Source organism: Labrys sp. F242 (assembly GCF_057813875.1).
Genome location: NZ_JBVASG010000004.1, coordinates 338,458 through 350,423, shown reverse-complemented (window position 1 = coordinate 350,423; position 11,966 = coordinate 338,458). Strand labels below are relative to the sequence as shown.

Annotated in this window: 13 protein-coding genes; 2 read left to right on the top strand and 11 right to left on the bottom strand. The window is 62.8% G+C overall.

Translation table 11 applies throughout. The annotated features are described in order from the left end of the window. Window positions 1-180 precede the first annotated feature (180 nt). Window positions 181-912: a GntR family transcriptional regulator gene (locus ACZYTC_RS25080; protein WP_488990828.1), complete on the top strand. Its 732-nt coding sequence runs from the start codon at window positions 181-183 to the stop codon at window positions 910-912. A gap of 90 nt (window positions 913-1,002) precedes the next feature. Here ACZYTC_RS25080 and ACZYTC_RS25075 read toward each other — a convergent pair whose 3' ends face one another. The 11 genes from ACZYTC_RS25075 to pcaD all read right to left on the bottom strand — a co-directional run bounded on the left by ACZYTC_RS25075 (window position 1,003) and on the right by pcaD (window position 10,850). Continuing rightward, window positions 1,003-1,719, bottom strand: a complete 717-nt coding sequence (locus ACZYTC_RS25075; RefSeq protein ID WP_441770811.1) for an ABC transporter ATP-binding protein — start codon at window positions 1,717-1,719, stop codon at window positions 1,003-1,005. Then, window positions 1,716-2,480: an ABC transporter ATP-binding protein gene (locus ACZYTC_RS25070; protein WP_441770812.1), complete on the bottom strand. Its 765-nt coding sequence runs from the start codon at window positions 2,478-2,480 to the stop codon at window positions 1,716-1,718. Before ACZYTC_RS25070 ends, ACZYTC_RS25075 begins: the two co-directional genes overlap by 4 nt. After that, window positions 2,477-3,481 (bottom strand): branched-chain amino acid ABC transporter permease, encoded by a 1,005-nt coding sequence (locus ACZYTC_RS25065; protein WP_441770832.1) that lies wholly within the window; start codon window positions 3,479-3,481, stop codon window positions 2,477-2,479. The genes ACZYTC_RS25070 and ACZYTC_RS25065 overlap by 4 nt, the downstream gene beginning before the upstream one ends. Before the next feature lie 6 nt (window positions 3,482-3,487). Then, the gene (locus ACZYTC_RS25060) at window positions 3,488-4,351 is read right to left on the bottom strand and encodes a branched-chain amino acid ABC transporter permease (RefSeq protein ID WP_488990827.1); all 864 of its coding nucleotides are present in this window, start codon (window positions 4,349-4,351) and stop codon (window positions 3,488-3,490) included. A 157-nt stretch (window positions 4,352-4,508) separates the two neighbouring features. Further along, a complete protein-coding gene (locus ACZYTC_RS25055) occupies window positions 4,509-5,699 on the bottom strand; it encodes an ABC transporter substrate-binding protein (protein WP_488990826.1) in 1,191 nt (396 codons plus the stop codon). Between the two features lie 258 nt (window positions 5,700-5,957). Next, the gene (pobA, locus tag ACZYTC_RS25050) at window positions 5,958-7,130 is read right to left on the bottom strand and encodes a 4-hydroxybenzoate 3-monooxygenase (protein ID WP_488990825.1); all 1,173 of its coding nucleotides are present in this window, start codon (window positions 7,128-7,130) and stop codon (window positions 5,958-5,960) included. Window positions 7,131-7,211: 81 nt separating this feature from the next. Continuing rightward, window positions 7,212-8,276, bottom strand: a complete 1,065-nt coding sequence (locus ACZYTC_RS25045) for a 3-carboxy-cis,cis-muconate cycloisomerase (RefSeq protein ID WP_488990824.1) — start codon at window positions 8,274-8,276, stop codon at window positions 7,212-7,214. Beyond that, window positions 8,273-8,887: a protocatechuate 3,4-dioxygenase subunit alpha gene (gene pcaG, locus ACZYTC_RS25040; protein WP_434960892.1), complete on the bottom strand. Its 615-nt coding sequence runs from the start codon at window positions 8,885-8,887 to the stop codon at window positions 8,273-8,275. Before pcaG ends, ACZYTC_RS25045 begins: the two co-directional genes overlap by 4 nt. After that, window positions 8,887-9,639, bottom strand: a complete 753-nt coding sequence (gene pcaH / locus ACZYTC_RS25035; protein ID WP_488990823.1) for a protocatechuate 3,4-dioxygenase subunit beta — start codon at window positions 9,637-9,639, stop codon at window positions 8,887-8,889. Before pcaH ends, pcaG begins: the two co-directional genes overlap by 1 nt. Next, window positions 9,629-10,045: a 4-carboxymuconolactone decarboxylase gene (pcaC, locus tag ACZYTC_RS25030; protein ID WP_481271278.1), complete on the bottom strand. Its 417-nt coding sequence runs from the start codon at window positions 10,043-10,045 to the stop codon at window positions 9,629-9,631. The genes pcaH and pcaC overlap by 11 nt, the downstream gene beginning before the upstream one ends. A 7-nt stretch (window positions 10,046-10,052) precedes the next feature. Further along, entirely contained in the window at window positions 10,053-10,850 is a 798-nt protein-coding gene (pcaD, locus tag ACZYTC_RS25025) for a 3-oxoadipate enol-lactonase (RefSeq protein WP_434960895.1), read from the bottom strand. Window positions 10,851-10,942: 92 nt separating this feature from the next. On the opposite strand from pcaD, the gene pcaQ reads away from it, so the two are divergent. Further along, complete coding sequence (gene pcaQ, locus ACZYTC_RS25020) at window positions 10,943-11,860, top strand: pca operon transcription factor PcaQ (RefSeq protein ID WP_488990822.1); 918 nt, start codon at window positions 10,943-10,945, stop codon at window positions 11,858-11,860. The last annotated feature ends 106 nt before the right edge of the window (window positions 11,861-11,966 follow it).

Genomic DNA, 11,966 nt, shown 5'->3' with positions numbered 1-11,966 from the left:
TCGGCCATACCTCATATACACGTCATAGGATCAATCGTTTTACAGTACATTTTGACAATTTGTCTGATCAAATCCGATCGATATTTTAAAAGATACAGTTGTCAATTGCTTCAGTGCAGTGTTTTATTGAGGCAAGAGCGGGTTAGTCCGCCACAACAATCCGGCGCAGAGGGGCAGGCAATGACATCGGCCCTCGATTTGTTCAAAGCCGTCAAGTTGGATACGGGCCTGTCCGAGACATCTCAGATTCATGAACTGTTGCGCAGTGCCATCATCGCGATGGCAATGGCACCGGGGGAGGCCATTCAGGAAGAAGAGATCTGCGCCCGTTTATCGATTTCCCGCCCGCCGCTCAGGGATGCAATCCAGCAATTGGCAGGCGAACGGTTCGTCATTATCGAGCCCGATGGCCAGGCGCTCGTTGCCGCGATCGACATCGACGAAGTGCTGACCGGCCAGATCGTCCGGGAAACGCTGGAAGTCCGGATAACGCGCCTCGCGGCCCGGCACTTCGTCCCGGCCCTGGCCAAGGATTTCGAGCATTCTCTGGCCCTGCAGGGCGAAGCCGCCGCGCGGCACGATACCGATGCATTCTTCGCTCTCGACAACGCCTTCCACAAGCTGATCTGCGAAGTCTCAGGCGTCGGCAACAGTTGGCGCACACTCCGTGCCGCAACGGGACAGCTCGACCGCGTCAGGCTGCTCGCCTTTGCCTTCGAAAACAGTTTCGACGTCGTGATCGCCGAACATGGCGCGATTTACCAAGGCTTGAGAACCGGAAGCGAGCAGGCCGCTGTCACGGCACTTCAATTCCAGCTCGACAGCATGTTCGAAAACCTCCGCCTATTGCGAAAGCAGCGTCCGGCTCTATTTGCCGATTACGGCGATATCAATTTCGACATGATCCGTTAGGGTGCAGCACGCGAGCCGTCCCGAGCGCCTGTTCCGGGAAAGCATTGACTTGCCACCCGCCTCGCTATCCGCCCCGGCGCCGGGCCCTGCTCAATGCAGCCCGCCGACCCCGAGTAGCCGCTCGATTACCTCCGGCTGCTCGGAGAGCGCGGCCGAGGCGCCCGACCAGGCGATGCGCCCCCGTTCCAGAATGACGACATGATCGGCGAAGTCGATCGCGGTCTGGATGCGCTGCTCGACCAGCAGAATAGTCATCTGCCCTTCGGCGGCGAGGCGCGAGAACACGGCCATCAGTTCCTCGCAAATGACGGGGGCCAGCCCTTCCAGCGGCTCATCCAGCAGCAGCACCGTCGGCCTGCCCAGAATGCTGCGGGCCGTGGTGAGCATCTGCTGCTCGCCTCCCGAGAGCTGGGAACCGAGATTCCCGCGGCGCTCCTTGAGGCGCGGAAACATCTCATAGGCTTCCTCGATCGCCGGGCGGCCACGGTTCTTGAGGCCAACGAAAAGATTCTCCTCCACCGTCAGCGAGGCGAAGATGCAGCGGGCCTGCGGGACATAGCCCAGGCCGCCGCGGGCGCGCGAGGCGATGTCGAGCAGGCTGATATCCCTGCCGCCAAGGCGCAGCGTACCGCCGTAGCGCCGGGTCTGCCCGGCGATGGTGGCGAGCAGGGTCGTCTTGCCCATGCCATTGCGACCGAGTACGGCCAGACGCCCGCCGGCGGGAACGGCGAAGGAAATGTTCTCCAGCACCCGGGTCGGGCCATAACCGGCGCTGAGATCGCTGATTTCAAGCGGCGTTGCGGTCATGCTGACTGCTTCTCATGGGCATAGTTTCCAAGATAGGCTTGGCGGACACGCGCATCCTTCGTCACGTCCTCGGGAGAACCGTCGAAGATGATGGCGCCGGCCGCGAGCACGATGACGCGCCGGGCGAAGCGGAAGACCAGGTCCATGTCGTGCTCGATCATCAGCACGGCGAGATCGGGGGGCAGGCCGGCCAGCGCCTCCTCGATGCGGGGCGTATCGCTTTGCGGCACGCCCGCGGCCGGCTCGTCGAGCAGGAGAACCTTGGGCTTGAGCGCCAACGCCAGCGCGATCTCGAGCAGGCGCTGCTGGCCATAGGCGATCTCCGCGACCGGACGGGTGGCGATCGCTGCGAGGCCGAGCGTGGCCAGCAATGCAGCCACTTCAACCATCACGTCGGGTTTCGCACGATAATGGCCGAAAAGGCGGCCGGTACGGCCCGTGCGCTGCAGGACGGCGAGCGCCAGATGCTCTTGCGGCGTCATGTCGGGGAAGAGCCGGGTGACCTGGAAGGAGCGTACGAGGCCCTGGCGCACACGCTCCGTCGGTCCGAGCCCGGTGACGTCCCTGCCGGCGAGCACCACCTTGCCGGAATCGGGCTCGAGGTGGCCGGTGACCAGGTTGACGAAGGTGGTCTTGCCGGCACCGTTCGGACCGATCAGGGCGACACGGTCGCCGGCGTTCAGGCTGATCGACAGGCCTTGCGTGACGGCAAGGCCGCCGAAGGATTTTTTCAAATCAAGGGTCTGGAACACCGCACTCATCCGCCCCTCCCCTTGAAACGGGCAAGAAGCAGGACGGCCGAGCCATAGAGGCCACGCGGCGCGAACAGCACGACGGCGATCAGCAGGGCGCCGACAATGGTGAGCCAGTGAAACGGATTGGCCGCCGAAACAAAATCCTCGAAACCCATGAAGGCGATGGTACCGACGAGCGCCCCATAAAGCGAGCCGGTGCCGCCGAGCACGAGCATGACCAGGGCCTCGGCCGAGAGAGTGAAACTCAGGCTGTCCAAACCCACCACCTGGGTGGAAAGGGCGTTGAGCCCGCCGCCCAACCCGGCCACGGCACCGGAGATGACATACATCTTCAAAAGCGTGCCCTGCACCGAAGCACCCATGGCACGGATGCGCACGGGATCCTGCCGGATGCCCCGGCAGAGCATGCCGAAGGGCGAGCGCACCAGCAGTCTGAGCATGACGAAGACAACGATGAGAAGCGCCACACCCAGGCCATAGGCAGTGCGACCCCACAGATCGAACTCGAACAGACCGAAGACGGGGTCGGGTGAGATGCCCGAAAGGCCGTCGCTGCCGCCGGTATAGGCCGAAGCCTTGTTCGCGGCTTCGTGGAAGAGATGGACCACCGCGATCGACAGCACCAATTGCGCGAGCCCCTCCCCGCGCAGGATCACCACCCCCGAGACCAGGCCGGCGAGTGCGCCGCCCACGGCTGAGATGGCGAGCATCGCCAACGGATCGGTGACGTTCCAATGCGCGGCGGCAATCCCCGCGGCGTAGGCACCGGCACCGTACAAGGCCGCATGGCCCAGCGTGGCGACGCCGCAAAAGCCGGTGACGAGGTCGAGCGAAAGCACGAGCAGCGCGACCGAGAGGATGCGGGTCAGCAGCGCCAGATTGTCGGGAAACAGGCAATAGCCGACGACGGCGGCGGCCAGGACGGCCGCAAGACCTGCCAGGTCGCGCCTCAGCCAGTTGGTTTTCGGCATTTCTTCCCGACCGGGCACGGATTTGCTCTCCACCATGTCCATTCAGGCTCTCCTGCCCATGAGGCCGCGTGGGAAGACGCAGACGATGGCGATCACGGCGAGATAGAAGAAGAATTCGCCATATTCGGGCAGGAGATAGCGGCTGGTAGTGTCGACGAGTCCAAGCACGAGGCAGGCCAGCAAGGCACCTGGGATCGAGCCTGCTCCGCCGACGCAGACCACGACCAGGAAGGTCACCATGTAGCGCAAGGCATAATAGGGTTCGATCGGCAGGAGCTCGGCACCGACGATACCGCCGAAGGCGGCGAGCCCGACGGCGATCGCAAAGCTCACGGCATAGACGATCGTGGTGCGCACGCCGAGCGAAGCAGCCATGGCGGCATTGTCCACCGAGGCGCGCAATTTGATACCGAACCCGGTTTTCTCGATCAGATACCAGAGAGCCAGGGCAACGGCCAAGCCACAGGCAATGGCGAATAATTTATGCGCGGCGATGGTGCGAAAGCCGAGATCGACAGGTCCGCGCAACAGCTCGGGCAAGGGGATGGTCTTCAGCGTGGGGCCGAAGACGTAATTGGCGATGCCGATGACGCAGAAGGTAATGCCGATGGTCATTAGCACCTGGGTCAATTCGGGCGCACCATAGAGCCGGCGGTAGAGCAAGCGTTCCAGCGGAAGGGCGATCACCACCGTGCCGGCCACGGCCACCAGGAGGGCGAGGGCATATCCCAGGCCGAGGGATTGCACGGCATAGGAAGCGATGTAGCCGCCGATCATGGCGAAGGCGCCATGGGCAAGGTTCACCACCCGCATCAGCCCCATGGTCACGGAAAGCCCGATGGAGATGACGAACAGCACCATGCCATAGGCAAGGGCGTCGATACCCACGCTGAGAATGGTTTGCATGGTCTGATCCAGCACTAGAGGAATGGCAATTTTGTTAAACTACCACTTACTCTATGTCCTTTTTCTAATGCATTTTCTGAACTCAAGGCCTGACTGTTCCAGAAGATGCTCTCTCCCCGGCGCCGCCTTGCACTCTGTGGATCTCGGCGCGGCGCAGTCATTTCAAAGCGGAAAGGCCGGGGTCACCCTGTTTTTCGAAAGTGGCGATTTCCTTGTTGTAATAACTGCCGTCCTCGGCCTTGGTGACCACGCGCAGATAGATGTTCTGCGTGATGTGGCGGCTGTCGGGATCGATCGAAACGGGCCCGCGCGGGCTTTCCCAGGCCAGTCCCTTGACGGCGTCCACCGCCTTCTGGGCGTCCTGCTTGCCGCCGGTCGCCTCGATCATCTTGTAGATGACATGCATGCCGTCATAGGCCCCGACCGCGGGAAACGACAATTCACTTGGGTTGCCGATGGCCTTGCGCGCCGCCTCGACGAATTTCTTGTTCTCGGCGGAGTCATGCGAGACGGCATAGTGGAAGGTGGTCGGCAAGCCCTCGGCGGCCTGGCCGAGCGCCGGCAAATCCGATTCCTGGGTCAGGTCTCCAGGCGCGAGCAATTTCACGCCTGATTTTGCCAGGCCATTGTCATTATAGGCTTTGACGAAGCCGAGCGTGGTGGGGCCGGACGGCAGGAAGGCAAACAGGGTATCGGCACCGGAATCCTTCACCCTCTGCATGATCGGGCTGAAATCGTTGGTCGACAACGGCATGCGGATCGTGCCGACGACTTCGCCGCCGACGCCGGTGAAGCTGGTCTTGAAGGCATTTTCCGCATCGACGCCAGGACCATAGTCGCTGACCACGGTGATCGCCTTCTTGGCGCCGCGCTCCTTGGCAACCTTGGCCATGGGCGCCGAGGTCTGCCAGGTGGTGAAGGAGGTGCGCACCACCAGGGGGCTCTTGGTCACGATGGCCGACGTCGCGGCATTCATCACCAGGAGCGGCACATTGGCCTGCTTCAGCAGCGGGGTGACGGCCATGGCGTCCGGTGTGAAATAGAAGCCCGCGAGATATTGGACGCGTTCCTTGACCACCAGTTCCTGGGCAAGGGCCTTGGACTGCGCGGGATCGGCCTGGGGCACGTCGCGATAGACGATCTCGATGTCGTCGCTACCGACCTTGCTGCCATGCAGAGCCCGGTAGGCGTCGATACCAGCCTTGAAATTCTTGCCCTGGATGGCGAAGGGGCCTGAGAACGGACCGATCACGCCGACCTTGATGGTTTCGGCCAGGGCGCTGCCGGACAGCATGACGACCGCCAAGGTCGCGAGAACCGATTTGGCGGCGAGAACGGTTTTTTTCATTCTTTCCTCCTAGAGCAAAGCGCGTCCAGGTGTGAACGCTTGTTTGCTCTAACTCTTTGGTTCGGCGCGTCTTTGCGATTTGAAATGATACGATCAAATCACAAAACGCTTTGAAAGCCGGACCAGCACCTTTTGGGCACGCCGATCGCAGGCTTTCCATATTGGTCAAATGTGACGCGTTAATTGGTAATGTAAAATGAAAACAAACGCTCGAACCATAACCTGCAGGATATGTGACGGGCATGGGACTCCGAGATTTCAGTAGGGAAGACCGACATAGTTTTCGGCAAGTGCCGCTGACGCCATCTGTGAATGAACGAGATAATCGAGTTCGGCCTCCTGGATCCGTTGCCCGAAATCGTCCGTGTCCGGGAAGCGATGCAGCATCGTCGTCATCCACCATGAAAAACGCACTGCCTTCCATACGCGGGAAAGCGCCCGGCTCGAATAGACATCGATGCCAGCCGATGAATTCTCCCGATAGAACTCCCGCAACCCCCAATAGAGGTAGCGCACGTCGCTCGCGGCAAGATTGAGCCCCTTGGCCCCGGTGGGCGGCACGATATGGGCGGCGTCGCCAACCAGGAACAAGCGCCCGAAACGCATGGGCTCGGCGACGAAGGAGCGCAGCGGCGCAACCGATTTTTCGAAGGACGGTCCGGTGATGATGCCGGCGGCGGCCTCGGGCGGCAGGCGTAGGCGCAGTTCGTCCCAGAAACGATCGTCGCTCCAGTCCTCGATCCTGTCATCGAGCGGACATTGTACATAGTAACGGCTGCGATGAGCCGAACGCATCGAACAGAGCGCAAAACCCCGTGGGTGGTTGGCATAGATCAATTCATGACCGGCCGGCGGCACCTCGGCGAGAATGCCGAGCCAGCCGAAGGGATAGGCCCGCTCATAGGTCCTGATCGCGGTCGACGGCACCGATTTACGGCTGACACCATGGAAGCCGTCGCAGCCTGCAATGAGGTCGCAATCGATGCGATGGCCGGCACCGTCCTTCTCATAGGTGACGTAGGGCGCCTCGTCGCCGAAATCGCGGAGCTCGACATTGCCAGCCTCATAGATGGTGGTCAGGCCTGCAGCCTCGCGCTTGTCCATCAGGTCATGCGTCACCTCGGTCTGGCCGTAGACCATCACCCGCTTGCCGCCGGTCAGGGCTGCCAGGTCGATGCGGTGCAGCCGGCCGTCGAAAGCCAGGGAGATGCCGTCATGCGGCAGGCCTTCGGCATGCATGCGCTCGCCCGCCTTGGCTTCATCGATGAGATCCAGCGTGCCCTGCTCGAGCACGCCTGCACGCACGCGAGCGAGTACATGACCGCGGCTGGCACGTTCGAGGATGATGTTGGCGATGCCCTCATTGGCCAGCAACTGTCCAAGCAACAGGCCGGAAGGACCCGAACCGACGATGACCACCTGTGTGCGCATGTCCTGCCCTCATCGCCGCGAATTCCATGCCATCGGCAGGCTCGGGTCGGTTTTCGTTCCATTTCTGTTTCGGGATCGCGACTATCCGTCGGCCAGCACACCGATACTTTCGATCTGGGTGGCGAGTTCATCCGCCAACCGCAGCGACGCAGTGGCCGCCACGGCCATCTGTGGCAGAAGCAGCCATTCCAATGTCCACGCCGCGCCCGAGCGTTCCTGTTCGTGCAGCAAGGCCTGATGCATGCCGGCAAGCTGCGTGGCGTTGAAGCGAGCGAGCGTAACCAGCATCTCCGCCGCCACCGGATTTTGCTTGTGCGGCATGGCGGAGGATCCTCCGCCGGCGGACAAGCCAATCTCGCCGCCGTCCTGGGCCATCAGGGCGATATCCTGGCCGAATTTGCCGAGGCTTCCTGTGATCAGCGACAGCAGACCGGCGAAATCGGCAAGCCGGTCGCGCTGGCTGTGCCATTGCGGGGCATCGCCGAGACCGAGGCGAGCGGCGAGCCCCGCCCGAACGGCAGCGGCCTTGGTCCCGAGCTTGTCCAGCGTGCCCGCGGCCCCGCCGAACTGCACTACCAGCAGCGCCGGCCGCATGGCTTCGAGCCGCTTCCTGTGCCGTTCCAGCGGTTCGCGCCAAGCCTGTATACGGTCGGCGACCGTAATTGGGATCGCCGCCTGCATGCGGGTACGGCCCATCAGCCTGCGGCTGCCGAATTCCAATTCCAGGCCAGCCAGTTTCGCGACCGCCTCGACCAACAGGTCATCCAGCCGCTGCACTATCGCCACCAGTCGCAACACCAGCGCGGTATCGATGACATCCTGGCTAGTGGCGCCGAAATGCAGCCTGTCGCCATGCGGCGTTCCAACCGCTTCACGCAATTGGCGCACCAACTCCGGCACGATGACGCCATCACTGGCAACGCCACGCCTGAGCGCCTCGAGATCGGGGACGAACGAGGCCAGGCCGAAGGCGATCGCCGCGGCGGCATCGGCTTCGATTACCCCCTCTTCGGCTTCCGCCTCGGCGAGGGCAAGCTCGAAAGCCAGCATCGCCGCCATCTCCACTTCGAAGGAGAACTGGCGTGCCGTTTCCTCATCGCCCAACAGGGAGGCAAGAACCGGATGATCGAGGGGCGAGACTGTCATATATCGAAGAACACTGTTTCCTGCTCGCCCTGCAGGTGGATGTCGAAGACATAGGGATCGCCTTCGCGCGCCGCGACGAGCGTGGCGACGCGATGGCGATGCTCGATGCGTGCCAGCACCGGGTCCTCGGCATTCGCCTCCGCTTCGTCGGCGAAATACATGCGGGTCTGCAAGCCGAGATTGATGCCGCGGGCAACGATCCACAAGGTGAGATGCGGTGCCATCAGGCGGCCATCCTTGAACGGCACCCGGCCCGGCTTGACCGTCTCGAACAGGCACTCACCCGTCGTCATATCCGTCGCCTTGCGGCCCCAGCCGGCAAAGTTGGGATCGGCCTTGCCACGCCGTTCCGAAGGCGAATTGTAAAGGCCGGCGCTATCGGCCTGCCAGATCTCGACGAGCGCGTCCTTGAGCGGCGTCCCCAAGCCGTCGAGCACGCGCACCCGCACGCCGATGCGCTCGCCCTTGGTCGCGGCATTGACCATCACATCGCCAAGGTCGCGGTCATAGACGCCCGCTATCCCTGCGAAATTCGGTGTCAGCCCGATATGCACGTAAGGACCGGCGGTCTGCGAGGGGCTTTCCTTGAGGCGATCGAGAGCCTGAACCATCAATTGCCCTCCAGGCGGTTCTCGAACATCGCCGAGCGGCGACCGCGCAGCACGATGTCGAATTTATACGCACGGGCATCCATGGGGATGGTCGCCTGCATGTCGAGGGCTGCGATCAAGGTTTCGATACCAGCCCTGTCAGGGATCGTCTTCACGATCGGGCACAGCCAGATCAGTGGATCACCCTCGAAATACATCTGCGTGATCAGACGCTGGGCAAAGCCGTGGCCGAACACCGCGAAATGAATATGGGCGGGACGCCAGTCATTGACGCCATTCGGCCAGGGATAGGGACCGGGCTTGATGGTGCGGAAGGCATAGCCGCCGTCCACATCGGTGATGGTGCGGCCGCAGCCGCCGAAATTCGGGTCGAGTGCGGCGAGATAGCCTTCCTTCTTGTGCCGGTAGCGCCCGCCGGCATTGGCCTGCCAGAATTCGAGCAGTGCCCCCGGCACGCCCTTGCCGCGCTCATCCAGGACACGCCCATAGACAATGATGCGCTCGCCGATGGCGCTCTCGCCGGGCCTGGCGAAATTGTGGATGAGGTCGTCGTCGAGCGGGCCCAGCAGATCGTGGCCGAAAACCGGTCCCGTGATCTCGGACAGCGTATTGTCGAGCGACAGCAGCGCCTTCTGCGGCGAGCGCAGCACGGACGTCTTGTAGGGCGGCGTCAGGGCCGGCGGATGCCAGCTCCGGTCGCGCTGAAAGAAAGCGCCCGTCTCGGGCCGGAGGTCGGTGCGTTCAGCGGACATCGGATTTTCCGGCCTCCTCGTCCATCTGGGCAAACACCTGCTTGGCGATCTTGATGGCCCGGTTGGCTGCCGGCACGCCGGCATAAACGGCCACATGCAGGAAGGCTTCGCAGATATCCTCCCGCGTCGCGCCGGTATTGGCGGTTGCCCTGACATGCATGGCCACTTCCTCGTCATGGCCGAGTGCAGCCAGCAAAGCGAGGGTAACGATCGAGCGCTCCCGCTGCGTCCAGGTCGGGCGCGACCACACCGTACCCCAGGCAGCCTCGGTGATCAGGTCCTGGAACGGACGGTCGAACGCGGTCGAGGCCCCCTCCGCATGATCGACATGGGCATCGCCGAGCACGGCGCGGCGAACGGCGAGGCCCTCGCGATATCTGGCCGAGCGTGGCGCCGAAACACTCATGACAGGGTCACTCCGATGGCAAGCGTGCGAGAAACTGGGTGATGAGGGCAACGAGCACGGCCGGCTGCTCGATGCAGGGAATGTGGCCGGCGCCGGCGATGACCTCGAATTGCGAACCGGGGATGATATCGGCCATGGAACGCACCAGAGCCGGCGGCGTCGAACCATCCTGATCACCGACGATGCACAGTGTAGGAACGGCGATCGCCTCGGCGGTCCTGGTATAGTCGGCATCGCGGATCGCCGCGCAGGTCGCCGCATAGCCCGCAACGGGCTGACGGGCGAGCATGTTGCGGCAACCATCCAGCGCTGGCTTGCGCTCGGCATGAAAACGCGGCGTGAACCACAATTTCATCACGGTATCGGCGATCGCGGCGATCCCGCCCTTCTGAACAGCGGCGATGCGGCTGTTCCAGCCATCGGCGGTACCGATCTTATGCGCCGTGTCGCACAGCACCAGGCCCTTGACGATGCCGGGTCGGCGGCCGGCAAGGCCGAGCGCGATGAGGCCGCCGACGGAAAGGCCGCACAGCACCACTTCCTTAATGCCGAGATGATCGATCAGGCCAAGGAGATCGTCGACATGGTCCTCGATCTTATAGGGCGTGGGGCCGAGATCGGACAGGCCATGGCCGCGCTTGTCATAGGCGAGCGTGGCGATCGAGCCGTCGAACGCCCCGGCCACCTCGCTCCAGATGCGCAAATCCGTGCCGAGGGAATTGATGAAGACGAGGTGGGGTCGGCCCTGCCCGGCCGGTCTGCGATCGAAATGCAGCGTAATGCCGCCGATGGTGATGAACTGCACGGCCGTCTCCTCCCCGCGAAGATGGATGATGCAATTGGTTTGGTAAAATCATATTTTCTAGCGTTATCTTAACTGCTGGGTTATGGATCGCCATGATCGACAGCCGTGTCAAGTTCCGCCATCTTCAGACTTTCCTGGAAGTCGCGCGACAGAAAAGCGTGATGAAGGCAGCCGGCGTGCTGCATGTCAGCCAGCCGGCGGTGACCAAGACGATCCGCGAGCTCGAGGAAGCCTTGGGCGTTTGCGTGTTCGAGCGGGACGGCCGTGGCATCAGGATAACCCGGACCGGCGAAGTGTTCATGCAGCATGCCGGCCTCGCCGTCAGCGCCCTCAGGCAGGGGATCGATTCCGTCGCCCTCGCCGGCGCCAAAGTGGGGCCGCCCCTTCGCATCGGAGCGCTGCCGACGGTCTCGGCCCATATCATGCCGCTCGCCATGCGGTTCTTCCTCAAGGAGGACACCGGCGTCACCGTCAAGATCGTCACCGGGGAAAACAGTGTCCTCCTGGAGCAGTTGCGCATCGGTGAGCTCGACCTCGTGGTCGGGCGCCTGGCGGCACCGGACAAGATGACCGGTTTTTTCTTCGAGCATCTCTATTCGGAACAGGTCGTGTTCGTGGTGCGGCCTGGACATCCGCTCCTCGACAGCGGCGGCAATCTGTTCGAGCAGATGAGCGCCTATCCCGTGCTGATGCCGACGCGCGGCTCCGTCATCCGTCCCTTCGTTGAGCGTATCTTCATCGCCAATGGCATCGCGTCTGTTCCCACGGAAATCGAGACGGTGTCGGATTCCTTTGGCCGGGCTTTCGTGCGCCAGAGCGATGCAATCTGGGTCATCTCCCACGGCGTGGTCAGCAACGACATCGAGGAAGCCACCCTGAGAGCCCTGCCCATCGAGACCAGCGACACGAAGGGACCGGTAGGCCTGACCATGCGCACCGACATGATTGCCCATCCCGCCTTCGCCATTCTGCTCAGGACCATCCGCGAGGCGGCCGGAAAGCTCGGCTGAAGCGCACTGCAACGGATTGCGATCCCGGCAAGCTCAAGGGATCACGCCCGATTCCTTCGCATCCTCGCTGTCGTCGTCTCGATCGCCATCGGCCTTGCGGGAAGTA